Genomic DNA, 26,318 nt, shown 5'->3' with positions numbered 1-26,318 from the left:
ATAAGAGATTTTATGTTAAATGAATAAATTGCAGACAGTAAAAAGCCCACTGTTAAGCGGGCTTTTTACTCAAATTTTTTGTCTTACCAACCGTAATTAATAAGACTTAACGTGTACAATTTAACGCAATTTTGAATTGAATGCAATTATTTACCTTAATGTCATTACTTATTCCAATACCTAGAAAACAGACCTATCAAATTTTTTTTAATGTTAATTCTGAAAGTGAGACACAAGGAGTCTATCAGTGGCATCAGGATTTAGCTGCTGAAGCATTTTTAATTTTATGTGATTTTGAAGTCATATTTCGCAGTAAAATTCATAAAGCCATGGCCTCTTTGAATTGTTATCCAAATCAGGATGATTGGATTGTAGACAGTCGTCAGCAACAAAATTTAGTTAATAAACTTCAACGAGATATGCTCAGTGCCCAACAGGTAGGAAAGGATTTTTATCCTGATGCTAGAAATTATAATCTACATTCATCATTTCAATTAAGTAAAAAAGATAGACAAAATTTTATAAACCTAATTTGTGAATATATAGAGAAAGGAAAAACTTCGTTCACTCATGATGATCTAGTTGCATCCGTTAGTTTTGGCTTTTGGGTGAGTCTACTCAAACGTTTGGAACGGTTGAAACAAGGAAGCTTAATAAATCCATATCTGAAAGAAATATTTCCCCACTCTACGAAAGGTTTTGATTTAAATCATTTAAAAAGTATCTTAGATACATTAAATAGAATTAAGTCATTTAGAAATCGTATTGGTCATCACGATAGTATTATGCGAATACCAGAGCCCGTAGTAGGACATGCTGACTTTTATCCCAGAACTGTAAATCAGATGATTAATAGCCTGAAAATATTATTGTTAAGTTTGTTAGATCTTGTTCGTGATATTGATCCGCAGTGTAGCCTAGCTATTGAGCAATCTAAAAATTGGAAAAGCTTTTTTTTATTGTTAAAAATTGACAGTTTCCAAGTATATCGGAGTAACAGCGGTAATTTAGAGAGTTATGTCATTTGCTACTTAAATAATAGTTACAATACTTTTAATAAGTAATAACGTGAAGAAATTGTTGTAAATTGCTATTTTACTATTGAATTTTAAAGGTTTACCCGTCATAAAAACTATGCAGTGATTACAGAGAAGGCACCAACATGGCAGCAGTGAATTTAAGTGGTATAGCTATTTTTGAAGTAGAAGTAGAAAATGAAGATGGGGACATTGAATATGAAGAAATTAGTATTTCCCCTGATGAAGTAGAATGGGACATCGAGGTACATGATCCAGATAGACAAATGGGGACGGAATATGTACATATTGGCACTGCTTATGTAAATAGTGAAGAAGTTCGATGGTTGGTATATGAGTATCCAGAAGGGGTGCTTAATTATATAGATCATCAAACTAATGGACTTAATTTGTCAAAAGATTTCCAAGTGGATCTAGAGTATGAACCAGAGCAGGATTTCGACGAATATTAATTCGTATTGAATTTAAGTAAGCAGCTTACCAAGCTGCTTATTTTTTATATAAAAAATTAATTAATTAGGTAAAAAAAGTGTCTATTGAGTTAATAACAGAAAGTGAGTTTTCTAAATATGTGACTAAAACATATACGGGAATGACAAGAGAAATTGCTTGGTATAAAAGTAATACCTTAGATCTTGTTGGCGTTCTTCTTCTGGACAATATTGATAAAGACTGGGGATATGTAATTCTTGCAAAAGAAGAAGATGGTAACTATAGACCTCAAGATGTAGGTACAAGTATAGGTAGTCAATCAGATGCCAATAACGAGCTGCGTACAAAAATGCTTCATATTGAGTCATCTGGAGAAGTTAAGGATGAGTTATATGAAGATAAAAATGGCGTTTTAGATCTACCCAAAATAGAAATTATGTCAATTGATAATCATATTAAGGCATACTTCAAAAAAAATCCTGAAGACCTTTATCAGCTTTCATCTCGAAAATTTGAAGAATTAGTTGCTAGTATTATTAAAGATATGGGGTTTGATGTTGAATTGACACCAGCAACTCGTGATGGTGGTAGAGATATTATTGCGTATATTAGAACAGGCATTTCTAGTTATTTAACGCATATAGAGTGTAAACGGTACGCACCTGACAATAAAGTTAGTGTAGATATTATTCGTAGTGTCGTTGGTGTTCATCACATGCGAAATGCGAATAAGAGTGTTATCGTCACAACAGGATTTTTTACAAAAGATGCGCGTGATGAAGCCAAGCTAGTTGAGAATAGTCTTGATCTAAAAGATTATAATGATTTAAAAGATATGCTAAGTAAGTACTAATAAATCTAATAATAAAAATGCCCGACATTTTTGTCGGGCTTTTTCGTATGTGGTTGATTAATTTTAGTACCTGTTGCACTTATCATTATTGTTTTATGTGCTGGAGTATCCTGTACTCCATAATTCCATCATATGGAAAAAATCAGGGGGCGACATAGACGTAATTGTCCCTAATTCATGTCAGCCTGAGCGTACAAAAAATATCCAAAACTTACCCCAAGGTTTATCCGCAGAAATTGCGGATAGTTTCGGGACTGGATGTATTGCGTTATCAGGGAAAAAGTGAAGTTTGAGCGTTTTTTGATCGATTTTATTGGCTGAAAGTGACAAATTCGTTCAATAAAAAGCCGATTTGTTTCAAAATCGGCTTTTTGGTCATTTTAGAATTTTTCTGATTTGAATAAGTAATTGATATTTATATTAATATACAAGTGTATTGCGTATAACCACCATTATGTTAAATAATTAAGGATAAAAGCTTTATTACTAAATAGAACAGTTGCTTAAAGCAGTATAGAGTTAAGTTTGCATTTTAATATCAAGTTGTCTTTCAGCACCGATAATCACCATACGAATCCCATTTTCAAAAATGTCATCCGCATTCATATTTTGTAAGGTATTCACTCCTTGGAGCATGAGTGGATATATAGTTGGATCGGCTTCGAATGGTGGGTCTGATCTTATTTCTTCTTGCTGCTCCTCAAGGACCCACCCAACAATAAACCTTCCTAATGTCATAAGTAATGCAACTGCTTCAACAGGAGAAAACCCAGCATGAGATAACAGCGCAACTTGGGCCTCAATCGTGTTGAAATGTCCTTGACTGGGGCTAGTTCTTGCATGTAGACGAGCACCATCACGGTAAGCTAGTAGTGCTCGACGAAAGCTTACAGAATTAGCGAGCAACCAATCTTGCCATGTCATCCCATCGATGGGTAAAGAAACTAAATGGTGTTCATTTATAATGGTTTCCGCCATTGCTTCCATTAACAAGGATTTATTCTTGAAATGCCAATATAGAGTTGGAGATTTAATACCCAATCGTTGAGCTAGCTTGCGTGTGGTTATTGAATCTATGCCTTCTTCATTCAACATATCCAATGCGGTACGCAGGACTATTTCACGTGTCAGACGTTGAGGTGCAATATCTTTTTTACTCATAAATCTATCACTGATAGGGAGTGTGTGAGAGAATATTAATTCTATCATTGCTAGAGAAGGCATTTGTGAAGAAATCATTGAGCGTGATTTTAATCACTATATTTCTGGATGCTGTTGGGATTGGTTTAATTATGCCGATCTTGCCTGAATTATTACGGTCATTGGCTGGAGCTGAAGCAGGCGGTGTTCACTATGGTGCTTTATTAGCTGTGTATGCTCTGATGCAGTTCATTTTTGCACCTATCCTTGGAGCGTTGAGTGACCGATTTGGACGTCGACCTGTATTAATTATTTCAATTGCTGGTGCAACGGCTGATTATCTCCTAATGGCTGCTGCTCCTTCTCTATTGTGGCTATATATTGGTCGTATTTTTGCGGGAATTACAGGTGCCAACATGGCTGTTGCAACAGCTTATGTTTCAGATATTACTCCAGCCCATGAGCGTGCAAAAAGGTTTGGTCTCCTTGGAGCTGTCTTTGGTATTGGGTTTATAGCGGGTCCGGTAATAGGTGGAGTTTTGGGTGAATGGAACTTACATGCACCGTTCTTTGCTGCTGCTTTTATGAATGGGATTAATTTAATAATGACAGCAGTCTTATTAAAAGAATCAAAACACAGCAATAAAATGACTGAGAAGGTTCAGGAGCAATCAATATTAAAGAAATTATCCTATTTGATCACTCAACCTAATATGGCTCCATTGCTTGGTATCTTTTTAATTATCACATTGGTTTCACAAGTCCCCGCAACTTTATGGGTTATCTATGGGCAGGATCGTTATGGCTGGAGTATATTTATTGCAGGTGTTTCCCTTGCTAGTTATGGAATATGCCATTCTATTGCACAGGCTTTTGCTATCGCCCCTATGGTAAAGAGGTTTGGAGAGAAAAATACGTTGTTATGTGGAATAGCTTGCGATGCAATTGGTTTACTTCTTTTATCTATTGCTGTTGAAGAATGGGTGCCTTTTGCGTTGTTACCATTGTTTGCCCTTGGTGGAGTAGCCGTTCCTGCTTTGCAAGCAATGATGTCCAGAGGTATTAGTGATGAAAGACAAGGTGAATTACAAGGGCTATTAAGCAGTTTTAATAGTCTGGGGGCTATAATTGGTCCTGTATTAGTTACTAGCCTCTATTTTATGACTCAGGCATCAGCTCCTGGAATGGTATGGGCATTAGCTGCAATACTTTATGTAATCACCCTACCCTTATTGCTTAAGTATCGCCTGAATAAATATTCTGGAGTTCCATAAAATATTTAATTTATTGGTTTAAAAACTAATGGATTCTATAGTTTATCTAAAATTAACATAATACACCTTATACGAAATGCCCTTGTAAGCCCTTAATCAAGGGCATTTTTAGTCTCTACTTAACATAAAATTGGTGGTGCCTCAAAAAGTATGCTGCCTTTAAATGAAGCCATTATTGATGTAAAAGAAAAGAAGGCTAAATCAAAAGCTTTAAAATGGTTTTCAAGCTTTTTTGAAAAATTACAGCTTCTTCTGAAGCTACGCCTAATTCTATGCCTTATTTTGCAATTATTGCCTTCAATACCTACAGTAAAAAATTTACCAATACTTTGCTTACCATTTTTAAAAGCAGTGATGAAACTGTCCCAATGATCACTTGCAATTCGGGTGTAGTGAATATCTAATTGTTTAAGCTTTGTCTTCAGCATACTTTTTGAAACACTACCAAAAATAGATTAACCTCAAACTTCTAATTCTTATAAATAATGAAAAACACCCAACTTATCTAACACATCTAAAGACAATTGTTTACGTAGAGCAATATCATCACCAGCTTTCATTTGCATATTTAAAGCAAATGCCACCACTTGCCCATCTGCCTTTTCAACAAAACCCACATACCAACCCACTTGCGGGTCTACAGCCATTCCCCAGCCACTTTTAGCATATAGACGATTCTCCCCTCTGCGCTCTACATACAACATCTCTTTCACTTGTTGCTGAACTTCAGGTTTAAAAGGCAATTGCCCTTGGGCTAAATCATACACAAACTTTACTTCTTGTATAGGTGTAATTGTCAAAGGCCCTTTCAACCAAAATTGATCAACTTCCGTGCCTATTTGCATATTGCCATAACCAATACGTTGCAATTCACTTTGCATTAAGCTTGGACCAATACGACGTGCCAATTCTTGATATACAGGCACTGTAGATGCTTGCATGGCTTCGCCCAAAGTAAAATCTTTGTCCCATGCTTTAAAAAAACGTGGCTTTCCATCCCACTTAAATATTTCTGTAGATGTTGCTTTATGATTTTCTAAACCAATTAGTGCATTGGCAATTTTAAATGTAGATGCAGGAATATAAGCTGTTTTTGCTCGGTCTAAATGCGTGCCATATTTTTTAATATTTTGACCATCATATGTGACAAACACAGCATCAGCTGAGATTTCATTAAAAAGCGCTTGAACATTCTGATCGATGATTGAGTTATTCACTTGTGGAATTGTACTTGTTTTTGCTCGACTCATACTATGCTCAGCACAAGCCCCAATACTTATGCTTAAGCAAACTAAACTCAATATTTTTAATAATTTCATGATATACAACTTTAAAATTTGGTAGTGTTTCAAAAAGTATGCTGAAGAAAAAGCCGATTGGATTTTGATAAAATAGAGAAATGCAAATAACTCTAGCAATCAAATGTCCAACCTGCCTCAGTGAGAGTATAAAGCAAAATGGTATCAAAGTAGATGGGAAACAAAACTATCAGTGCAAAGACTGTAAACGTCAGTTTATTGGTGATCATGCACTGAGCTATCTAGGATGTAAGTCAGGTATTACTCGTAAAATATTACAGTTGATGGTCAGAGGCAGCGGTATACGAGATATTGCTGAAGTTGAGCGCATCAGTATCGATAAAGTTTTACGTACTTTAACTGAATCAACCTATGAAATTCAGCCTCAGCAAAGTCATTATGAATCTCTCGAAGTAGATGAGTTCTGGAATTTTGTTGGAAATAAAAAGAATAAACAATGGCTTATTTTTGTTCAAAAGTCATATTTTACCTCGGAGAAACCGGACATTTTTATTGGTGAGAATATAGACACTTTAAATGGGTTCTAACACTCTCGTTTCGTATAACAGCCATTATGTTAAATGGATGGAAATTAATATAATTACTAAAGAGTAGATTCTAGATAGATGGCAAAATAGCGATTTTTGGAATTGATGGAAATAATAGGAATGTTATCTGTAACTAAGAAAGGCTTTAGACTTAGCTTCTTTACTTTGGCTATAGGATTGAGCACCTATTCTAATGCCTATGATGTGGAAAAAAATAAGGACAATATTGAGACAACAATCAATCAATCATTTAAGCCACTTATGGAAAAATATGGCGTGTTAGGAATGGCAGTAGGTGTTATTTATAAGGGGGGAAATCATGAACAATACTATGGTATTCAATCTGATATCGATAATAAAGCGGTTGATAGCCAGACTATTTTTGAATTAGGTTCTGTAAGTAAAATTTTTACTGCAACAGCAGGTGCTTACGCCAAGAGCCAAGGTAAACTATCTTTCCAAGATCATCCAAGTAAATATTGGCCTGAATTACAAAAATCAGAGATTAACAAAGTTAGCTTACTAGAATTAGTAACTTATACGAGTGGTAACTTACCATTACAATTTCCAGATAATGTAAAAACAGATCAGCAAGTTTTAGAATATTTCCAGAATTGGCATATCAAGAATCCCCCTGGTCAATATCGTCAATATTCAAACCCAAGTATAGGATTGTTTGGCGAAATAACAGCAAGATCAATGAAAGTTCCTTTTACATCATTATTAGAAAATGTGATTTTTCCAAAATTTAACATGAACCATACTTATATCAATGTTCCTAAAGAACAAAAAGAACATTATGCTTTTGGTTATGATCAGATGAATCAGCCTATTAGAGTTAGCCCTGGCGCTTTAGATGCTCAAGCATATGGCGTTAAATCTTCACTTCCAGATATGCTTAAATTTTTAAATGCAAATTTGAATCCAGAAAAATCTAATTCTGATTTTAAGAAAGCTATTTTAGAAACACATAAAGGATATTTAAAGCTTGGGAACATGACACAAGCACTTGGGTGGGAGACTTTTTCTTATCCTACAACTTTAGCGATTTTACAAGAAAGTAATTCTGAAAAAGTTGTTATGCGATCAAACCCAGTTGTAAAGGAAACTACTCAAGAAAAGTCCAAAGTTTTCCATAAAACAGGTTCTACCAATGGTTTTGGAACTTATGTTTTCTTTGTTCCAGAAGAAAATTTTGGGCTTGTGATGTTGATGAATAAAAAGATTCCCAATGAAGAACGCATAAAGGCAGCCTATAAAGTCTTTAATACGATAAAAAGCAGTTAACTTTTTCTAAAATTAACATAATACACCTTATACGAAATGCGTTATAATTATCTATAGAAATCAATGCTGTAGTTTCTAGTTGATAGCCCATCTTCCCCAAGGTGGGCTTTTTTTATGACTTTTCACGTTCCACGCCTATTCTTTGACCAATGTTTCACGACTTTGTTCATATTAGTTAAACAATCGTGGTTAATCATAGGGTCTAAAAAAACGGCTCCAAAAGCCCCTTTTCTCAGGCTCTGGAATCCGCTTATTTTCTTTTTCAACCAAAGTAGTCAATCCGTCATCTTTAGGCTGAGTTTGGATCTCGGCTTCTACTGGAGCTTCTTCTTTGGCTAATTCAACCGTTTCTTGAGGTGCAGCAGCAGGTGTTGGATCTTCTACTTTTGGCGGTTTTGGGGCTTCCAGTAGACGTTGCATAGCTTCGATTTGTTCCTGATAGAACGATTCACGTTCTAGCGATTGATTTTCTCTCAGCACTGCCTGATTTAACTGTTTTTCCAGTATGTCAACTTGACGTTTTAGTAAGTCAACTTCTGTCAAGTTTTGACTGTTAATTGATTGACTTTGATTGACACTAGTCTCTTTTTTTTGTGGTTCCCCAAAAACTCTTAAGGCTTCTGTAAAGTCAATTAAACCATCAGATCCTTTAGATAAATTTCCTTTGTTTATATGTGCATATATGGCCTGTCTTGAATATCCGTAAAGCTTGGCCAACTCTGAAACTGACAGTTTTTTCATTATGTAAACCAGTTTTCAACCTGTGTTAATACTTGACTGTTAACTTAACAATTTCAATTAACAATGTCATTTAAATCTTACTTTTCTGATCTGAGTAAAAGAATTAACTCCTTAACACTTTAAATCACCCTCATTTGCTCTGTATTGGATTTTTATAGACATTCCCCCTTTAATAGATCCATAGGTTTTAAAAAGTAGCTTAAAACGCAAATGGTGGAGTTTTATCAGGGGGTAGGGTTTTCGAATAATTTTTTCAATGTGGTTTCAATACGATTCAAATAAGCAAAAAAAACCGCAATTCATTGCTGAATTGCGGTTCCGAAAAATTTCTTCTATCCAAACCTATGTGTGTTTTTAAAGTCTGGTAGGTTTTTTCTTGCTAACAGGTGCCATATTCGGATCTGCCACACAATTCACAGTCCCAACATTTTTTTATCTGCCAACGTCTTGGATCAGACCTGCCCTGTTGCCAGTAGCTACCCGAAGAACGCTATATCATTTTTGAGAGGAAGTGAATATCTGTGAGTGAATTATTTTTTATCTCATGGAAATAGAAAAGACCGTACTACAAAGGTGCAGTACGGTCTTTAAAAAATGATAAAACAATAGATCTCTCTATGTGTTTAGAATTAATCAATTCACTTGAGAAAGTGAGTGGATTAATTTGATGAAATGTTAATTTAATCAAGATTTTAATCTTGGATGTATTGATTAGAGGGATGGATAGAAAGTTGGTGACTAATCAACAAAAAATCGTTCCATAATTAATACTGTTAAATTTTACAGTTCGTTGGATAGTCCTCGTAAAGCTGAGGATTGCTACACAGAATATGTGTGGATTCCACTCTGCCATCTCTGACAGTTCATCTATTTAACGAAAAGGTAAAGCCGATGAATAACTCTCTCATGCTTACAGGACTGAGATCCTGATGATTTTATTACCTAAAATCATAAAGGTCTGAACGAGGAAGCGTCAGACTTTGCTTGTAAGACAAGCGACTACGTTTGCTTTTTTTGCAAGTACCAAAGAAATACCATTTCATACTCGATTAAAGATCTACCAAATCTTAATTTGAGCATTTCAAAACCACCTATTTTGAAATTGGTTACTTGCAGTCCTTCTTTTGCTTTTTCACTACACACACGCTCGAGTTTTCGTCCTACTGACTTGTACGATTTTTGTCTATCTTGTTGTAAAACTACTAAAACCAAGATAGTTAACGCATTCGCCAATAATAGTGGGTTTCGCCCCCGCCTACTCTCCCGATCTCCCGATGGATAAATGATCCTTTGCTTGCTTTGCGTCAAATGAAGACATTCGCAAGAATTAAAATCAAAACTGTTTTTCTTAGCTTTTGACTAAAAAAATCAACTGTAGTGGCTATTATGAAAAATCATAACTACAGTCACAGCTCCATCTTCCACACTTACACCAAAATCTACTATGTACCCTTCGGATAGCTTATAGCCCTTAATTCCACTCCCCGATCAATCAACTGATCTTCGATTTCCCCTGTCGTCGTTCCGTAAACAGGCTTGGCAAGAATTAAAAACAAAGTTATATCCCCTTGATACCCACTCGCACCCCTACACTACAAACAACGTAGTGCTTAGGTTCTGCTAGAGTTGAGCTATTCGTGCTGATTGTGTCTTTCCACACAACCAAAAAGTTTCGACCTAATGATGATCATCTACTTTCCACAGATCCCCGAGCTTCTGCTCTTTCACTGTGACACTCCCTCTCGTGGCATTGCATCTGCGGTTAATTTCCCTACAGAAACACGGCTGAATCGACAATAAATCAATTGTCTACAGCTTCGATTATGGTTTCATGGTCGCCCAAGTACCAACCACCATTCGCACAAAGGCATTGGTGGCTCATTTCTACCTAATTGGAACGGATAGAAAAAAGGCTGACACGCAACACCATCAAAGATGATATTGCGCTGACACCTTTTAGCCCCCTTCGTTTGCGATACCGAGCCATTTGGCATGGCAGTACGCTTCACGCTGAGGTAGATCGTATTCGTTCGATACATACAGGTCGCCAACCTGCATGCCAAAAAAGCAATGAATTTAGAAGTTAGTCAGACTCCCAAAACATTTTTACAAAGAAGAAAAAAGCAAAGGGAGTTGGTAGCTCCCTGTTGAACAAAGAGCTAGACCTAACTTCTAAAAAAGAAGAACCAATTTTTAAAGAATACGGTTTAACAAGCCGAATTTATCACCCTATTCAGGGCGGGGCAATCAGAGTTTCATCAAATTACAGGAACGACTTGATTACACCCTGATTGCCCCGCCACGAAGCTTCGCTTCGTAAGAAAAGCCAGCTTCGCTGACTTTTCTTTTTAAAATCCTTGCTTTGCAAGGATTTGTTTTTAAATGTAAATTTATTAAAAAAAGTAATACCTGAAATTTTTTAAATTATTACATTTCCACTATTACACCTTTTTAATTTTTTATTGCTTGGTGAGCAAATGGGGAAATGAAAGTGATTTTTTACACCACTTCAAACAAATTTTTTATGTCAGCAATTTTGAATTGCGTCAGCAAAGGAAAAGCGACTTTCTATCGAAAAATATTTATCGATATTGACCAAGCTGAGAAAGGAATTGCTAGTTTAATTAAGCGGTACAATGTTGGTTTAGGTTCTGCGACACACAATAAAAATTTTGCCTGTAATGGACACCTTGTTATTCAGTACAACCAAAATTTAAGGCAAAAAAGACAGGTCATTATTTGTATTTTGATTACTCTCCCTCAAGAAATTAGGGATATTTCCCTGCTGTATCAAAAACTCGTTGCAGATCTACAAGTTGAGCCTGCACCAACTCCACGGAAAAGGAAAAACCTTGCGATTTCTTATCAGAAAGCCTTTATAAAAAAAGATTTCAAGGAAAGGGATGGATCAGAAAATCGGGAAGAATTTCACAGCTTAGAGCATGAAAAACAAAGAATTTATATCTACAATGCCGATTCAGTTGTGAAGTTAGAACTTAAAAAATCGGATTATCCTAAAGCTAAGGTGCAACAGATGCAGAGATATGCAGATGAGCAGGCTTTAAAACATGGTAAACCGCCTAGAAAAATCAGTAGATCTCGATGGACTTGGCATCTTACGCCTGTTTATATGGATTTAATATTTTCTGTAGCCAAAGTTGAGATTGATAAAAAGATATTGATTAAAAAGGATTTAATTAAAAAAACGATTACTCAATCAAAAGCGAATATGCCGACTAAGGATGTGATGAAGCGTCAAGCAAGGTTAGAGCCTTCTGAGTACCGTGAAGCGATTTCTAATGTAGCTTTCATGGTTGACACCATTCCCATGTTTGGCGGTACTTTGGCTGATGTAGGGCAAGTGATACAGAAACTTGAGAAGCAATTCAATCGAGGGCAAGCACATAAAGCTAAAGGGGCTTGGGCTACTCAGAAAAAAGTACATTTGCCGATCACAGAAGCCTTTGATATTCAGCGTTTAAAAAAAGAAGCATCTTATTCGACCCGTATCGATTGGAAGTATCATTCCTTTGCCGAGTTGTATGAAGCTGTTGAAACCTTTGCAGATCGTGAAGATATGGACGAGAAGTATAAGCAAAAAAGAGAAGAAGACATTTTAAAATTTTATGAAAAAGGACAAGCTCGAATTGCAAGACGAACCAAACAACAGAACAATGATCGACGGTTAAAACTTAGTAAGGAACGTGTGAATCTATTGGTTCAAAAGAGGTTTTTAAAGTGGAAAGATAAAGTCCGTGGGATACATAAAAATCAAAAGCAATAGATCTGCTAACCTCACCAGGATTTTTTCAAAATCTTGGTGAGGTTAGCAGATCATCAAATTCAGCCCTTAAAGTCCGTTTCAGTCCGTAAAGCCTTGAAGATGCGTTTTGCTGTTTCTTCACGGACAGAGCTTGGATCTCGAAGGATGCTTGCAAGCCATATCGCAAAAGCTTTGTAGTCCTTATTACCTGCTAGGTCACTGATGCTGTGTACCTTTGATAAAATCGAGCTGTATGTGTTGATCTGGCTGTCAGTCATCTTGCAGAACATATCAACGGTATTTGGATCTCGACCTTCAATCGCTTTCAGCTTCGGCTTCTCCTTGACTATAAAGCGGAAGCCAACGACAGAACGCCCCGATTTTACGTTCTCGTAGGTTACGTTAATATCTGTATGTTCTGTAATTTCATCTAGTGACGGTTGAATTACACGTTTTTTTAAGTTGCTTAGGTCATTGTATGAATCGGGCACGCCTAGCTCATTTTTAAAATCTTCTAGGGATATTTCAAATTTACCCATTGCCTGAAATTTTTTAGCTAGATGATATATGTCAAAAGAATAATCCTTTTTCAATTTCAGTATGATGTCTTTTTTGTACTTGGTATAGGGATTTACCTTGTCAAACTCTTTGAGCATAAATAAGACAACTTCGGGAAAGCGAATAGCAATCCCTCCTGATTCGTAAGTGCAGTCAATTACCCAATTAGATAAGACCTTTTTGTTTTTGTCATTATGATAAGAAAAATATCTTTTAATCAATGCTTTACTTGCTTTTTCTAGCTGTGCGTATGCTGAGTGCTGTGTGATCCCACACTCTTTCGAAAAATCTTCTGCCGTGATGATAATAGCGTCTTTTTCCGTAGCATCTTGTGTACGTGCAAGAGGGCTAGAAAGAATCAAAAGGCGTTTTTCATTCACACTCATGCTTTTAAAACACTCTTGAATGTTATTTTGCATTACGACCCATGATGGAGGGTAAGTTGTTATTTTCATAAAGCTAAAATCAAAAAAGTACAATGGATACAATGTACTTAACAATAGCAATATAAGATCAGAAAGTCTATAAAAGTATACAATCTACAATGAACTTTTTATGGGTTTTTGCTCAAATTTTGAGTCCCCTATTTGTACTTTTTTTTAATAAAATGCAATCCAGTATCCGATCTACAATGTGCTTGGTTTTTGGGTTTAGATCAAAATTCGAGTCTTTTTTTGTGCTTTTTTAGCAAAACGCAACAAAGAATCTAGTTTGGAATGTACTTGGTATTGGATTTTCGCTCAAAATATACCTATATTTTTTAATTTACTCATTAAAAGTACAATATATTTATTGTACTTTTCAGTCCCTCAAAAGTACTTAGTTAGTCCCTCAAAAGTACTTTTTTAGAAGCTAAAAGTCCCTCAAAAGTACTTAGTTAGTCCCTCAAAAGTACTTTTTTAAAGTCTGAAAGCATTGATATATATGGCTTACAGGGGGGGCTAAAAGTATTTTAAAAGCTTATTAAAAGAATAAAAAGGAGCAGGGGAGTAAAAACTGCCCTATGACACTCGCCAAAGCTCGTGGCATTTTGACCTCGCTAAAGCTCGGTTTAAAGGGCAGTTTTGGGTTACTACGGTGAGAAGATTCTAAAAAAGCAAAAAAAGTGACTATGACTTCGCTTCGCTCAGGAGTTTTTTACTCGCTTTGCTCAATCTAGGAGTAAGTGCAAATAATTGATCTACTGATTTTTTGAAGCAAAGGTTTTTAAAAGCGGTTTTTCAGAGAGTTTAGACACAAATTTTGGTGTGGTCGCTCGTAGACACTCGCTCGGAATTTAGATGATACAGAAACCATCTGTCGTGATGGGAAATAATCGTATTTTGCTCTCTTTTGATCTGTGAGGTATTTTTTCTTCTTTTCTATATCCGACTACCAAAATTAATTTAAGGTGGCTTATAGCGCAAATGGTGGGGTTTTATCGATGCATTACTCCAATATCTTAACGAAAGTAAGGAACTTGCAGTACACATCAGACTAAAACAAAGAAATTCACGTTGAGTATAGAATGAACACCCAAGGCATGGCTTTTAGTCATGCTTTTTTTATCAAAAGAGTATAGTTTTTTCTTTCTGCGGTCAGCTCTGCTATAGCTTCGATAGCTCTAACGGATCGTTAAAAATAAAATCGCGTCTATCAATAAAAATTATGCCTTTGTTGTGTCGCTTGATAGAACGCTTTGCTTTGTCAAAGTCATGAGCATCCCAAAAACCATCGCCAGCACATAGAATCAATGGGTGCTGCCATTCCGCCATCTGTGCCAGTGCTACGACTTTTTGAGTCCCGCTGTCTGCTTGCCAGCGAACAAAAATAATGGACTGCGCGGCTTTTATTAATCTACACGCATTTTTTGATAATCTCGATTGAACGCTCATTAAAATATCCATATCCTAAACTTTAGGATATTATATCAACTAAATAGCAACTAATCAGCAATTAAATAGCAACTAAATTAAAATGATGGTCCCTCAAGGTCATCCTTTGTTGAAGTAACAACTGTTTCAAATTGGTTATAAAAGTGGGGCAAAGTTCCCGCTCTGCCCCTACAACCATGACTAGTGTTCTATCATTGGACTATAGCTGAATGATAGCGAGCCAAATCGCATACAGTATCTATCATTAGACTTAATGTAATAATTAAATGATAGTGTTATCATTAATCTAATAGAATTAAGATTAAATGATAGAAATGAATACACGTATTTATCTACGAGCTTCAACTAAAGATCAAGATGCAGAAAGGGCTTTGCAGATTCTTCAGGATCTAAACCAAAACTTGAATTTGGGTGAAACCATTGTGTACGTAGAAAACTATAGTGGTACGAAGTTAGACCGACCTGAATTGAATAAGCTACTGTCAGAAGCAAATCAAGGTGACACCTTGTTAGTTGAAAGTATTGACCGCTTATCACGCCTAACCCAACGAGATTTTCAAGAGCTGAAGCGCAGGATCCAGGAGAAGGGACTTCGTTTAGTCGTAGCGGATCTTCCTACTACCTACCAAATGATTCAAACCAGTGACAGCATTACTCATTCAATCCTGGAACTCATCAACAATATGTTGATTGATCTCCTGGCAACAATGGCTCGCCTAGACAATGAGAAACGTATAGAACGTATTAAGCAGGGCCTGGCACGTTCGGGTTACAAGCCAACAGGTAAGAAAGCCAATGAGGCTAAGCACAAACGAATAAAAGAATTGCTAGCAGCTGGCAATATGACTAAGGAGGAAATTGCCAAAGCAGTGAATTGTGGAGTTGCAACTGTCTATCGAGTTGCTAAAGTTATCTAAAAGCGGACATTTCTATTTTGGACTTACAACCTTTTTACGCATAATAGGTTTTATGTTAAATACTTAGCACAGAAAGTGCTTTGATAAAGCGATTATTTGGATATTAAAATATATTTAAAGAGTTAATACTCATGACAACAGCAACTAATTTTTTTAAAAAACGAATTGTTCATTTATGCAAGAATGAAGAATGGTTTAAAAATGATTTTAATTTCTATTATTTAGCAAAAGGTACTGTAGATCCAGAAACACTTTCTGATCATTTAGAAGTCATTAATCAACAATTTATGACAAGTGTAATTTGTTTTTATATTAAATCAGAGGGCTATTTAGATAAATTAAAATTGAGAAGGAATCAGTTGATTTATCGTGATAATTATGGAGATTTAATTGAATCTGATTGGGAAAAAGAAGTAAATGTGTTTACTAAAAATAGAATTGTAAAAATTCAAAATTATTTAGATTTAAAAATTCCTGCTCCTTTGAAAGCAGAAATGGAGAGTAGTCCATTTTGGAATGAGTTTTATGGTGATAATTTTAATTATATAGTTAAAACAATAAAGGAATATGTTGAAAATGAAGCTAGGTATGATCTACATGAAAATAAAGAAAATGTAGAAGAATACGATGATGAAGAAATTCAAGGTTTTAATATAGATCCTTATGAATATGAAAAACTTATAGCAGAAATTTTTGAGAATCTTGGTTGGACAGCTCTTAATACGTCTAAAAGTGGTGATCAAGGTGCTGATATTATTATTCAAAAAGAAGAGTTTAGGTTTGTAGTTCAATGTAAATTATATAGTCAACCTGTTGGAAATAAAGCAGTTCAAGAAGTCAGTTCAGCTCAAGCTTATTATGAGGCTGTTGGCTCAGTTGTTGTTACTAATAATGATTATACGAAGTCAGCTCGTCAATTAGCTGAGTCACAGAATGTTTGGTTATTACATGATAGCCAATTGGCGGAGTGGAATAGTTTGATAGATGAAATGATAGCTAAGGTTAAAGAAAATATTAATGAATAAGACTTTTTCAGTATTATAGACCTCTTGCGTTAGTCAAAATTTAATCAGTGATAAACGTTGATTTTTAAATAAATATCAAAGTCTAAAATAGTCAAAAATAATACTTTCGCAAGAGGTCTATTATCTAAAACAACCAAAATATTAATCGGAAAACACCCACCAAAAATTGTACCAGGTAGTGGATTTTTGCGGTAATGACAAAAGCATCCACTTGGGTGATACACACCAGTGTATCTGCAATAAAAAAATAAGGCAGTTTCAACTGTAAAATTGGAATATTAGGCGTCCGCCACTCATTTGCTTAAGCATTATGACTATCCACATGATATGGCATTACTGGCTACAGAAACTGTACTTGAGTAAGCAGAGCACTTGGCAAAAGGACTTGCAGCCTCTGCCTAATTTCTACCACTAAATAACAACTAAAATAAAATTATATTGATTTTAAATTAGATGTATTTTAGTTGTATTTATACCTCTAAACCAAGTTCCTTAAATACCTCATTGTACTTTTGAATGAACTTCTCATCTTGTAGTTCAACCAGAAGTCTTTTCTCAAGATCAGCATAGCTTTCACCTACTGCAGCTTTTTGGCTTGCAAATGGATCATAGTGAGCCAGCTTATTGGCAAAGAACTGAATTTGCTTATCTGAAAGCTTCTTAGGCTTCGTATGGATAACTTCCTTAGGTTGGTGCTTAGCAGTGAATGTAAATGAGAAACCGCTGATCGTACGCCCTAATTTGTGTTGTTCATAAGAAGCTGTGATATCCGTCAGTTCATTGATTTGGTTTAATGCTATATTCAGTACTCGAACCTTGAAGTTCGCCATCTTCGCATATTCACCTTCAGCTAATCCTAGCTTGAAGCGAAAGTCATCAATATCAAACATAGGTGTCTTTCCAACACTACGCCATTGAATCAGTAGCTCGTAGAGGCGAATCGCATACTTACTTGTAAGCGAACTAATTTGCTTAAGTTCATAAGCAGTGAATGACTTCTCAAGTTGAGTAATCAATGGAATGACATCTGGTGCAAAAGTGAGTTCTACGATACCTTCTGAATCCACATAAGCTATTTTGGATACCCAGCGTGATTTGACGATCTTTTCCTGTTGAGTTCCCTCATGGATACCCTTGTAACTAAATTTGCGTTCAAAGAGATTGCTAGCAGCATTTTTAAGCCCTTCATAGGCTGCGTGCTTATCAACATTGAATTGCTTCATGTAATGATGAGCATGGACCTCTAGAACACTATTCGCATCCACATTCTTGCTTAACTCTCTTGCTTGAACAATTGCCAATAAAATCAGTCTCTGTTCTGTTGTATCCAGATTATAGCTAGCATTGATTAATGCGTTATCCTTCACGACTAGATCATTTTTCACTATTGGGATCTTTTCCTTTAATTATAGTATTAGGATACATCAATTATACATGTAGACACAAGGTGGGAAAACGTAGACTCAAAGGTGGGAAAACGTAGACTTAAAGGTGGGAAAACGTAGACTTAAAGGTGGGAAAACGTAGACTTAAAGGTGGGAAAACGTAGACTTATTACCTCTGAAATGCTTGCTATATAAGGCTTGCAGAGGTCTTAAAAATAAAATTATTAAAAGTATTTAAAAATAAAAACGGTTATTGTTTAAAAATTAAGAGTATTTTTTGTTTTACGAGTATCCATTTACAGTTATGAAGATAAATGAAAGAACGATTTCCATATAGGTGGGAAAACGTAGACTTATACTAAATAAGAATTTAGTAATTTTTCACCTATTCTTTACATCAATCTAAAATATAACTATATTAGATTCAAATTAGTTACAAATTACAAGTAAAATGATCATCTTAATTGGAAGCCAAAAAGGTGGATGTGGGAAATCCACAATAGCCATCAATATAGCAACTTATCTTGCTAAACATAACAAAGACATTGTTTTAGTTGATGCAGATCCTCAACAAAGTTCAGCTAACTGGGTTAAGGACAGAGATGAAACAAATCTCCCTAAGGTACATTGTGTGCAACGATATGGAGACATCAAGAACACACTGAAAGACTTAGATAGCCGTTATGACTATGTTGTTGTAGATGTAGCAGGACATGACAGTAAAGAGCTTAGAACAGCAATGTTGGCAGCTCATTATCTTGTAGTGCCATTTAGACCTTCACAATTTGACCTGGATACCTTACCTCATCTTTCTGAAGTCATAGATCAGGCACAGTCATTTAATGAAGAACTCAAACCATTTGGGTTACTCACCTTAGCTCCTACGAATCCATCTGTATCAGAAGTACAACAAGCAAATGAGTATTTAGCAGATTTTCCTGCGTTCACGGCCTTATCTGCAGTAATCCATGACAGAAAGGTTTATCGCGATGTAGCAGCAGAAGGGAAAGGTGTAGTTGAATCCAATAACCCAAAAGCAGTTGACGAATTTGAGGCGTTCATGAAGGAGTTATTAGCATGATCAAGAAGAGAGAAATCAGTAAACCAAACTCTCCTGACATGGATTCTTTCATCAATGGTGCAGATGAGCAAAAGGTGACAAAGCTAGATCCTAAAGCCCCTAGGAAATTCAAGACACACACAATTCCTATGAATGAACATGAGTATCAATTGTTGGTTGAATTGGCCGAAAAGTATGGCCAAACGCATAATGGAATTATCCGCTTTGCTTTGAAGAAACTTAGTGAAGAATAGAAACTAATTTGAAACTAAATTAATTTTATTTTGGTTTTAATTAGTATTCGTTTTAGATGTAAAAAAAAGCCCTTCATCATTAAGGGCTTTTTATATGTAATTTTTTCTCTCGTATGACCTATATTCTGATTTAAAGTGCTACAAAACAGAAAAGGCTATCCATAAATTACTAGTCGAAGTTAAAGAAATTGTCTGGGAAACAAGAAAGGAATGCCTTTTGAATATCGCTGTATTCACCTTCAGGATGTTCCTCTAGATACCGTCGAGTCCAAATCAGTGTTGCTTCATAATCGTTAAAACACTGATCGATTTGTAAAAAAATCCAAAGTTCATTTGCTTTTTGAATGAAAAAGTCATTGATGATCATCAGTGCAATTTTCTTTTCAGTATTTGCATTAGGGTATGAATACATAATGATTTCTCCTATAAAGATAGTAAATAGATTAGTTGATAAGCTATTTATAACACATAAAAATATGTGTTTGCCACATATTTTTATGTGTTTTTATGTAAATGTAACCCTATGCTATAATTTCAAAACACCATTTCTATAAATTTAATCAAATGCCATATACTGAATTTCAACGTCTTATCGGTAAAGCAGGGCTTTCAATTAAAGAATTTGCTGAATTATTGGGTATAAAACCTAATTCAATTACGAATTACAGTAAACAAGGTGTCGTGCCTACACATATTGCTGTAATTGTTGCGTTGATTTCTACGATGAAAGATGAGGGATTGGATTTCTATCCAGTTTTTGAAAAAGTTAAATCGTATTCAAAAGAGTAAGACTCTCGTTTTTTAATTGTTTTAAGCTGTGAGTGATGATGAAATGCCTGAAGTTCAGGCATTTTTTATTTTGAGGTACTTATAAACCTCGATAGAATTTTTCAATAAAGTTCCGAGTTTTGAGAACCAGGGTATTCATCATGGTATTCCGTTCTGAGATCTTAGGACGAGTAATCGGTAAGTCTTTGACATCTTCACGGCTAGGTAGGCGTTTAGTGTATTCATATTGACTAAGCACCGTTTTAAATACCTCAGGCTTGATGGCTTCTTTTTGACACAGTTCGTCCAAGGCCTTTTCTTTTTCCACATCCCAAAACTGAGCAAAGGCCTCTTCAACACTTTGACCATTGGCCATGCGTGGAATGTTTTCATCCAGGAACTTTTGAATCAGCTCTTGTTTGTCATACAAGTTGTGATTGGTCGAAATGATATCTTGCACCTGGGAACGATACTGCTGTTTCTTTTCAGGATCTTTATGATTGACCACCGATTGCAGTAAATTCAGGATATAACCGACATTCACGGTATCGCGGTGGATCAGTTCCAGTTGGAAATTGACGTCATTGAGGACCGATACTTTGTCTTTAGGCTGGATCACACGGACATTGTTGTACAGATATTTGTACTGTGAGGTATGTTTCTGGAATTCTGCTTTGTTTAAATCAGTATCGTCCTGGTCATACTCTACAAAGTTTTCCAATTGTGCATTGATCCGCATTACCTCACGGAAGGCTTTGACGTATTCCAATTGCTGTTCTTCAGTTTCTAGCGTATTGGGTACTTGATCAGGATCTGGGGCAATACTGAGTAAATGGGCAACCGCAGCATTGTATTTTTCTTTAATGCTGTCGAAACTTGGGATCAAGACAATTTTTTCTGCTTCATCCTTGTTTGAGAATAAGGTGAGGGCTTGGTCCGTGGCTTGTTTCAGGTTACGGAAGCACAGGATATTACCGAACGGCTTGTCTGCGTTCAGAATACGGTTGGTGCGTGAAAAGGCCTGAATGAGGCCATGATATTTAAGGTTCTTATCGACATACAGGGTGTTGAGTGGTTTTGAGTCAAAACCAGTCAGGAACATATTCACCACAAGCAGGATATCAATTTCTTTTTTTCGTACCCGATTGGCGATATCACGGTAGTAAGCGTAGAACTCATCACCTGAGTTGTAGTTCTGGCCAAATTTGGCATTGTATTCAGCAATGTATTGATCGAGCTTATCTCGGTTGGATTGGCTGATTTTGGTCGGGATATCCGCAGACTCTTCTTCAATTAAACCACTGTGATCTTCGACCTTGAGTTCTTCATTGGCTGCAAAGGAAAAAATCGTGGCAATGGTCAATGGGGTGTAAATCCCACCTTGTTCTTCGGCTTGTTGCTGTTTTTCCTGCTGTATTTTTTTAAATAGTTCGTAGTACTGGGTCAGGACTTCAACGGAACTGACACAGAACATCGCGGTGAAGGTTTTATTTTTGGTTTTGATATGGTGATTATCCAGGATATATCGGGTAATCATTTCGAGACGAGCAGGGTTATCAAACAGCTCTTTGGTATCAATTCCTTCTACATCTTCTTCATAGCTGTCGCTGTTTTCGATGCCGTTGCTGGTGTATTTGCCCAGATAGGCAATCTGGAAGGGTAAGACGTTACCATCACGAATAGCATCCGTAATCACGTATTTATGCAGGCATTCGTCAAATAGGGCATTGGTGGTGACTGCTTTTGAGTCAATTTTCAGTTGGCTATTTTTCTCAAAAATTGGCGTTCCTGTAAAACCAAACATTTGCGCCTGATTAAAGAAGCGTTTGATATTGCGATGAGTATCGCCAAATTGGCTACGGTGACATTCATCAAAAATGATCACCACTTTTTTGTCTTTGAGATAGCTAATCTGATCGCTATAACGATCAGAACTAATCGCAATATTGAGCTTTTGTAAGGTGGTGACAATCAGTTTGTCATGCTTTTGGCCCAATTGAGTAACCAAGGTGCCTGTATTCTTGGTGGTATCAACACTGTCTTTTTTGAAGGCATTGAACTCACGCACGGTTTGGGTATCGAGATCACTACGATCCACAACAAACAGCACCTTTTCAACTTCAGGCAAGCGCATGATCAATTGACTTGCTTTGAAAGAGGTTAGGGTTTTTCCTGAACCTGTGGTGTGCCAGATATAGCCATTTTGCTCTGAATGTTGCACACGCTGAATAATCTGTTGTACCGCATAGATTTGGTATGGACGCAGCACCATCAAACGCTTTTCAACTTCCAGGATCACCATGTATTCGGTCAGCATTTGGGTGATGTGCTGATGGTTTAAAAAGGCTTCGGCAAAGATATCGATTTTATGGATGTGCTTATTGTCAAAATCTGCCCAAGGGAAGGTAAATTCGAAATTACTGGTGCCTGTTGAATAGTAATGGGTGTGGTCACGATTACTGATCACAAACAGTTGGATGTAATTAAACAGACCTGCTCCGCTACCATAAGCAGCTTTGGCATAGCGTTGGGTTTGGTTAAAGGCTTCAGGAAGCTCGACACCTGCGCGTTTTAGCTCGATTTGGACTAAAGGTAGGCCATTGATCAGCAAGGTGACATCAAAGCGACTTGTGTGACCGTTACTCGTACTGTGATCAATGGCAATCTGATTGGTCACTTGGTAGATGTTTTTCGTAGGATCTGCGAATAAAAAATCAATGTGGCGTGTAGATCCATCATCAAAGTTCACAGGAAAGCGATTACGCAGGACCTTGGCACAGTTGAAGCTGTTCCCTGCTTTGAGATGATTCAGGACTTGTGCCCATTCATTTGGAGAAAAAGATGCGATGCCATTGGCGCGTTCAACTTGAAGTTTCAGATTGCTCAGCAATTGAGTCTCATCTTTAACATCAACCTGGTTGTAGCCTAGTTGTTTGAGTTGTTCAATGAGTTCATTTTCAAGTTGAGCTTCGCTTTGTACAGACATTACTTTCTCTAATTTTTTATTCAATTACGGTGATCTAAGTGAAATCCATCTGATTGAAGCTCGAAACATACTGTGATGTTTTACCCTCAAAACTTTCAATCAGATGGTTGGATTTGCTTGATAGATATTTAAACAAACATTTGCTGTAAAAGCCCTTTTTTCCAAAGCTTAGCTTGCTCTAACTGCTCTGAAACTACATTAATTTTTTGGTCAATGGCAGATAAGAAGTTAGCGATTTTGGTTTGTTCTTCTAAGCAAGGTACAGGCAACTGGATTTCTTTCAAAATCGATGCTGATAAATTGCCTTGCCCACCCTGTAAATATGTAGACAGGATTGAATCTTTTTGAAGTAAAAAGAAATTTAATAAATATATGGTATTCAGGTTGCTTCTAATACATAGCACAGCTTGATTTATTGCACCATCTATTTGAGAAATAGCTACCTGCCCACTAGTAGCTCCATATAACGCATAAAGTAAATCTCCTTTTTTCACTAATTTTGCAGAAGAATTATTTAATGCGAGTTCATTAATAAATTGTTCAGTATATTTTTCAGAAATTTCACCTGATTTTATAAAAGGAATATTCCCTTCGTAATATTCCTTCTTTGCGCTAGATGGAGTACCACCTGAGAAAGTTTTACTAATATCCCCAAGCTTTTTGTCCCCCCACTCCCCAAACTCACTCCCATCATCAGCTTTAAAACGAATCTGCTGACTAAACAGCTTTTGCATCATGCCTTGTTTATACTGGCTGAGTAGCTCATGTTTTTGGGTGAGTTGGCTAATCTTTTCATCAACTGCCGATAAAAAAGAAGCGATTTTGGTTTGTTCTGCTTTATTCGGTGTTTGTAAAGAAACATCTAATAATATTTTTTGTGAAATATTCGTTTGTGACTTAGCTAATCCTGAAGTCTTAGACTGTAATTGATTCTGACATTTTGAAGATGCCAAACTAATCCCCAAAAAGTTAGGATCATTTTGATTATTACTTTTAAGACGAATCAATTTATCTGAAATTAATAAATGACTGCGTACATTTTTTGGAACAACAGATACCACTCCCACACGTTCAGTAGGGCCTGCTCTAGTTACCAAAATATCCTCAGGTTTAACTTCAATTTCTAATCTTGGTTCAAGATTATCTGGCAGTCTCTTGTTGGCATTTTCCTTGAACCCACTCCAATCAACCGAAGTTGTCTTCAATACTCCCCATTGATTTAAATCAGCTGGATAACTCTCACATTGTGGACTCCAACCTGAATCCATTGATGCAATACAATTTTTCAGCTGAACAGTTTTCCATTGCCCATCAAATTCTTTAAACCTTAACTTTGGTGAAGCCATTACTTCACCTCCGCAAATGGCGAAGCAATCCCAAGCTCTTTGCAAAACTCACTAATCACCGCATCAGTCTTTTGACTTTCAACCTCTAAAGCCTCCAACTGCTGGGCAATCGCATCCAGATCAATCTCGGCTTCCGCTTCAAAAGTATCGACATAACGTGGAATATTCAAGTTGTAATCATTGTCTTTGACTTGTTGTAAAGTCGCCACATGCGCATACTTTTCAATATTTTCACGCTTTTCAAATGCCGCAACAATCTTATCCAAATGCTCAGGCAATAACTTGTTTTGGTTCTTCTGCTTTTCAAAATCATTGCTGGCATCAATAAACAGAATATTGCCGTTATGCTCACGGTTTTTCTTCAATACCAAGATACAGGTTGGAATTGAGGTGCCATAGAAAATGTTGGCAGGTAAACCAATGATGGTATCAATGACATTCAGTTTTTCAATCAGGTACTGACGAATCATGCCTTCACTTGAACCACGGAATAACACCCCATGCGGAAGTACAACGGCCATTGTGCCATTGTGATCAAGTTGATGAAGCATGTGCTGAACAAAAGCCATATCTGCTTTTGAGCTTGGTGCAAGCTTACCAAAACGGCTAAAACGTTCGTCTTGTAAGAAGATTGGATCTGCTGACCATTTTGCTGAGAATGGAGGATTGGCGACTACGGCTTCAAAGCGCTGATCAATGTGCTGTGGGCGAGTGAGAGTATCTTCTTGCTTTATATCGAATTTAGCAAAGTGAACATCATGCAGAATCATGTTCATTCGTGCCAAGTTGTAGGTGGTACGGTTCATCTCTTGACCGTAAATCATATCAACATCTTGAACTTCACGTTTTACACGTAACAACAATGAACCTGAACCACACGTTGGGTCATAGACTGAACGAAGGCGTTCTTTGCCTTGTGTCACAATCTTTGCAAGTAAGGTTGATACGGTTTGAGGTGTATAGAATTCACCTGCTTTTTTACCTGCACCAGAAGCAAACTCACCAATCAAATATTCGTATGCATCACCTAATACATCCGACTCTGAATTACTAAGATCGAAGTCAATATTATCGAGATGGGTCAGTACTTTGCTGACTAACTCATTACGGTCATTGGCATTGTTGCCGAGTTTAGTAGAATTGAGGTCTAGATCTTCAAATAGATTGGCAAAGTCATCTTCAGATTCAGCACCTAAAGTACTGCGTTCGATTTCTCGCAAGGTATTTGAAAGCTCATCAAGAATAAACTCACCCTGACGACCACGTTCAGCAATTGTGTGGAACAGTTGTTTTGGTGCTAGGGCATAACCGACTTCTTCAACTGAGTTTTCTTTGATGCCGTCAATCAGTTCAGCGTGATCAGGGTTATTTTCATCAAGTTGATAGTATTTTTCTGCAAGGCCTTCATCTTTCAACAGTTCATTGGCAAAAGAAATCGCTTTTTCTGACAGGTATTTGTAGAAAATGAAGCCGAGAATGTAGTCACGGAACTCATCGGCTCCCATTTTTCCACGTAAGTCGTTTGCAATGTTCCAAAGATGTTTTTGTAGTTGTTGAAGTTGAACCTGGGTCATGAAGCAAGAATCTCTAGTAATACCTAAATTTACTTAAGTATAGCGAGTATCTGCTTATAAAAATTAGGTTTATTAGGTTATGAAAGTAGATAAATGATGAATTTCGAATAAGAGATTTTATGTTAAATGAATAAATTGCAGACAGTAAAAAGCCCACTGTTAAGCGGGCTTTTTACTCAAATTTTTTGTCTTACCAAC

At 36.4% G+C, this 26,318-nt stretch carries 21 protein-coding genes and 2 pseudogenes; 12 read left to right on the top strand and 11 right to left on the bottom strand.

Annotated features, from left to right (window positions below):
• The first annotated feature begins 140 nt into the window (after positions 1 to 140).
• The 3 genes from NI461_RS12170 to NI461_RS14325 all read left to right on the top strand — a co-directional run bounded on the left by NI461_RS12170 (position 141) and on the right by NI461_RS14325 (position 2,322).
• Positions 141 to 1,064: an Abi family protein gene (locus NI461_RS12170; RefSeq protein ID WP_086379330.1), complete on the top strand. Its 924-nt coding sequence runs from the start codon at positions 141 to 143 to the stop codon at positions 1,062 to 1,064.
• A 98-nt stretch (positions 1,065 to 1,162) separates the two neighbouring features.
• Positions 1,163 to 1,489 (top strand): hypothetical protein, encoded by a 327-nt coding sequence (locus NI461_RS12165; RefSeq protein ID WP_253157416.1) that lies wholly within the window; start codon positions 1,163 to 1,165, stop codon positions 1,487 to 1,489.
• 77 nt (positions 1,490 to 1,566) lie between these two features.
• Positions 1,567 to 2,322, top strand: coding sequence for a restriction endonuclease (locus tag NI461_RS14325; RefSeq protein ID WP_253157415.1), 756 nt, complete (start codon positions 1,567 to 1,569; stop codon positions 2,320 to 2,322).
• A gap of 519 nt (positions 2,323 to 2,841) precedes the next feature.
• On the opposite strand, the gene NI461_RS12155 is transcribed toward NI461_RS14325, so the two are convergent.
• The gene (locus NI461_RS12155) at positions 2,842 to 3,483 is read right to left on the bottom strand and encodes a TetR/AcrR family transcriptional regulator C-terminal domain-containing protein (protein WP_004787586.1); all 642 of its coding nucleotides are present in this window, start codon (positions 3,481 to 3,483) and stop codon (positions 2,842 to 2,844) included.
• 65 nt (positions 3,484 to 3,548) lie between these two features.
• On the opposite strand from NI461_RS12155, the gene tet(39) reads away from it, so the two are divergent.
• The gene (gene tet(39) / locus NI461_RS12150) at positions 3,549 to 4,736 is read left to right on the top strand and encodes a tetracycline efflux MFS transporter Tet(39) (RefSeq protein ID WP_004856455.1); all 1,188 of its coding nucleotides are present in this window, start codon (positions 3,549 to 3,551) and stop codon (positions 4,734 to 4,736) included.
• A gap of 159 nt (positions 4,737 to 4,895) precedes the next feature.
• On the opposite strand, the pseudogene NI461_RS12145 reads toward tet(39), so the two are convergent.
• Positions 4,896 to 5,179, bottom strand: a pseudogene (locus tag NI461_RS12145) (IS1 family transposase); the annotation flags it as partial.
• Between the two features lie 33 nt (positions 5,180 to 5,212).
• Complete coding sequence (locus NI461_RS12140) at positions 5,213 to 6,055, bottom strand: carbapenem-hydrolyzing class D beta-lactamase OXA-58 (RefSeq protein WP_002002480.1); 843 nt, start codon at positions 6,053 to 6,055, stop codon at positions 5,213 to 5,215.
• 80 nt (positions 6,056 to 6,135) lie between these two features.
• Here NI461_RS12140 and NI461_RS12135 point away from each other — a divergent pair.
• Together NI461_RS12135 and ampC are read left to right on the top strand one after the other, a co-directional pair.
• Positions 6,136 to 6,504 (top strand): annotated as a pseudogene (locus NI461_RS12135) (IS1 family transposase); the annotation flags it as partial.
• 198 nt (positions 6,505 to 6,702) lie between these two features.
• Entirely contained in the window at positions 6,703 to 7,869 is a 1,167-nt protein-coding gene (ampC, locus tag NI461_RS12130) for a class C beta-lactamase (RefSeq protein WP_253157414.1), read from the top strand.
• A gap of 189 nt (positions 7,870 to 8,058) precedes the next feature.
• Here the strand turns inward: ampC and NI461_RS12125 are convergent, their stop codons facing one another.
• Positions 8,059 to 8,610, bottom strand: coding sequence for a plasmid replication DNA-binding protein (locus NI461_RS12125; protein ID WP_176538539.1), 552 nt, complete (start codon positions 8,608 to 8,610; stop codon positions 8,059 to 8,061).
• A 2,485-nt stretch (positions 8,611 to 11,095) separates the two neighbouring features.
• On the opposite strand from NI461_RS12125, the gene NI461_RS12120 reads away from it, so the two are divergent.
• Complete coding sequence (locus tag NI461_RS12120) at positions 11,096 to 12,394, top strand: hypothetical protein (protein ID WP_180038273.1); 1,299 nt, start codon at positions 11,096 to 11,098, stop codon at positions 12,392 to 12,394.
• A 59-nt stretch (positions 12,395 to 12,453) separates the two neighbouring features.
• Here the strand turns inward: NI461_RS12120 and NI461_RS12115 are convergent, their stop codons facing one another.
• The gene (locus tag NI461_RS12115; protein ID WP_253157413.1) at positions 12,454 to 13,350 is read right to left on the bottom strand and encodes a replication initiation protein; all 897 of its coding nucleotides are present in this window, start codon (positions 13,348 to 13,350) and stop codon (positions 12,454 to 12,456) included.
• A 1,167-nt stretch (positions 13,351 to 14,517) separates the two neighbouring features.
• Complete coding sequence (locus tag NI461_RS12110) at positions 14,518 to 14,805, bottom strand: hypothetical protein (RefSeq protein WP_070155740.1); 288 nt, start codon at positions 14,803 to 14,805, stop codon at positions 14,518 to 14,520.
• Positions 14,806 to 15,110: 305 nt separating this feature from the next.
• Between NI461_RS12110 and NI461_RS12105 the strand changes: the two genes are divergently transcribed.
• Both NI461_RS12105 and NI461_RS12100 read left to right on the top strand, forming a co-directional pair.
• Positions 15,111 to 15,722: a recombinase family protein gene (locus NI461_RS12105; RefSeq protein WP_004740252.1), complete on the top strand. Its 612-nt coding sequence runs from the start codon at positions 15,111 to 15,113 to the stop codon at positions 15,720 to 15,722.
• A gap of 131 nt (positions 15,723 to 15,853) precedes the next feature.
• Positions 15,854 to 16,747, top strand: a complete 894-nt coding sequence (locus NI461_RS12100; protein ID WP_253157412.1) for a restriction endonuclease — start codon at positions 15,854 to 15,856, stop codon at positions 16,745 to 16,747.
• 470 nt (positions 16,748 to 17,217) lie between these two features.
• Here the strand turns inward: NI461_RS12100 and repM are convergent, their stop codons facing one another.
• A complete protein-coding gene (gene repM / locus NI461_RS12095) occupies positions 17,218 to 18,132 on the bottom strand; it encodes a replication initiation protein RepM (RefSeq protein ID WP_253157411.1) in 915 nt (304 codons plus the stop codon).
• Positions 18,133 to 18,583: 451 nt separating this feature from the next.
• Here repM and NI461_RS12090 point away from each other — a divergent pair, with 451 nt between their 5' ends.
• Together NI461_RS12090 and NI461_RS12085 are read left to right on the top strand one after the other, a co-directional pair.
• Entirely contained in the window at positions 18,584 to 19,213 is a 630-nt protein-coding gene (locus NI461_RS12090; RefSeq protein ID WP_180038292.1) for an AAA family ATPase, read from the top strand.
• Positions 19,210 to 19,446 (top strand): hypothetical protein, encoded by a 237-nt coding sequence (locus NI461_RS12085; RefSeq protein WP_180038290.1) that lies wholly within the window; start codon positions 19,210 to 19,212, stop codon positions 19,444 to 19,446. Before NI461_RS12090 ends, NI461_RS12085 begins: the two co-directional genes overlap by 4 nt.
• Before the next feature lie 169 nt (positions 19,447 to 19,615).
• Here the strand turns inward: NI461_RS12085 and NI461_RS12080 are convergent, their stop codons facing one another.
• Positions 19,616 to 19,858 carry a hypothetical protein gene (locus NI461_RS12080; RefSeq protein ID WP_180038288.1) on the bottom strand — a complete coding sequence of 81 codons (243 nt, stop codon included), beginning with the start codon at positions 19,856 to 19,858 and terminating at the stop codon, positions 19,616 to 19,618.
• A gap of 152 nt (positions 19,859 to 20,010) precedes the next feature.
• Between NI461_RS12080 and NI461_RS12075 the strand changes: the two genes are divergently transcribed.
• Entirely contained in the window at positions 20,011 to 20,235 is a 225-nt protein-coding gene (locus NI461_RS12075; RefSeq protein WP_253157410.1) for a helix-turn-helix transcriptional regulator, read from the top strand.
• A gap of 79 nt (positions 20,236 to 20,314) precedes the next feature.
• Here the strand turns inward: NI461_RS12075 and NI461_RS12070 are convergent, their stop codons facing one another.
• From NI461_RS12070 to NI461_RS12060, 3 genes are all read right to left on the bottom strand, one after another.
• Positions 20,315 to 23,200 (bottom strand): type I restriction endonuclease subunit R, encoded by a 2,886-nt coding sequence (locus tag NI461_RS12070; RefSeq protein WP_253157409.1) that lies wholly within the window; start codon positions 23,198 to 23,200, stop codon positions 20,315 to 20,317.
• A 128-nt stretch (positions 23,201 to 23,328) separates the two neighbouring features.
• The gene (locus tag NI461_RS12065; protein ID WP_253157408.1) at positions 23,329 to 24,546 is read right to left on the bottom strand and encodes a restriction endonuclease subunit S; all 1,218 of its coding nucleotides are present in this window, start codon (positions 24,544 to 24,546) and stop codon (positions 23,329 to 23,331) included.
• Positions 24,546 to 26,120, bottom strand: a complete 1,575-nt coding sequence (locus NI461_RS12060) for a type I restriction-modification system subunit M (RefSeq protein WP_253157406.1) — start codon at positions 26,118 to 26,120, stop codon at positions 24,546 to 24,548. Before NI461_RS12060 ends, NI461_RS12065 begins: the two co-directional genes overlap by 1 nt.
• Between the last annotated feature and the right edge of the window lie 198 nt (positions 26,121 to 26,318).

This window comes from Acinetobacter sp. S4400-12, from assembly GCF_024129495.1.
Taxonomy (GTDB): domain Bacteria; phylum Pseudomonadota; class Gammaproteobacteria; order Pseudomonadales; family Moraxellaceae; genus Acinetobacter; species Acinetobacter lwoffii_C.
The sequence above is the reverse complement of the archived record's forward strand: the minus strand, read 5'-3'. Positions and strand labels throughout refer to the sequence as shown.

What these genes read in the sequence shown, in the direction of transcription:
- ampC (WP_253157414.1), top strand. Translation starts at nt 6,703, where the DNA reads ATGTTATCTGTAACTAAGAAAGGCTTTAGACTTAGCTTCTTTACTTTG.
- NI461_RS12165 (WP_253157416.1), top strand. Translation starts at nt 1,163, where the DNA reads ATGGCAGCAGTGAATTTAAGTGGTATAGCTATTTTTGAAGTAGAAGTA.
- NI461_RS12080 (WP_180038288.1), bottom strand. Translation starts at nt 19,858, where the DNA reads ATGTATTCATACCCTAATGCAAATACTGAAAAGAAAATTGCACTGATG.
- NI461_RS12085 (WP_180038290.1), top strand. Translation starts at nt 19,210, where the DNA reads ATGATCAAGAAGAGAGAAATCAGTAAACCAAACTCTCCTGACATGGAT.
- NI461_RS12075 (WP_253157410.1), top strand. Translation starts at nt 20,011, where the DNA reads ATGCCATATACTGAATTTCAACGTCTTATCGGTAAAGCAGGGCTTTCA.
- NI461_RS12120 (WP_180038273.1), top strand. Translation starts at nt 11,096, where the DNA reads ATGAAAGTGATTTTTTACACCACTTCAAACAAATTTTTTATGTCAGCA.
- NI461_RS12100 (WP_253157412.1), top strand. Translation starts at nt 15,854, where the DNA reads ATGACAACAGCAACTAATTTTTTTAAAAAACGAATTGTTCATTTATGC.
- NI461_RS12065 (WP_253157408.1), bottom strand. Translation starts at nt 24,546, where the DNA reads ATGGCTTCACCAAAGTTAAGGTTTAAAGAATTTGATGGGCAATGGAAA.
- NI461_RS12115 (WP_253157413.1), bottom strand. Translation starts at nt 13,350, where the DNA reads ATGCAAAATAACATTCAAGAGTGTTTTAAAAGCATGAGTGTGAATGAA.
- NI461_RS12105 (WP_004740252.1), top strand. Translation starts at nt 15,111, where the DNA reads ATGATAGAAATGAATACACGTATTTATCTACGAGCTTCAACTAAAGAT.
- NI461_RS12090 (WP_180038292.1), top strand. Translation starts at nt 18,584, where the DNA reads ATGATCATCTTAATTGGAAGCCAAAAAGGTGGATGTGGGAAATCCACA.
- NI461_RS12125 (WP_176538539.1), bottom strand. Translation starts at nt 8,610, where the DNA reads ATGAAAAAACTGTCAGTTTCAGAGTTGGCCAAGCTTTACGGATATTCA.
- NI461_RS12060 (WP_253157406.1), bottom strand. Translation starts at nt 26,120, where the DNA reads ATGACCCAGGTTCAACTTCAACAACTACAAAAACATCTTTGGAACATT.
- NI461_RS12070 (WP_253157409.1), bottom strand. Translation starts at nt 23,200, where the DNA reads ATGTCTGTACAAAGCGAAGCTCAACTTGAAAATGAACTCATTGAACAA.
- NI461_RS12110 (WP_070155740.1), bottom strand. Translation starts at nt 14,805, where the DNA reads ATGAGCGTTCAATCGAGATTATCAAAAAATGCGTGTAGATTAATAAAA.
- NI461_RS12170 (WP_086379330.1), top strand. Translation starts at nt 141, where the DNA reads ATGCAATTATTTACCTTAATGTCATTACTTATTCCAATACCTAGAAAA.
- NI461_RS12140 (WP_002002480.1), bottom strand. Translation starts at nt 6,055, where the DNA reads ATGAAATTATTAAAAATATTGAGTTTAGTTTGCTTAAGCATAAGTATT.
- NI461_RS12155 (WP_004787586.1), bottom strand. Translation starts at nt 3,483, where the DNA reads ATGAGTAAAAAAGATATTGCACCTCAACGTCTGACACGTGAAATAGTC.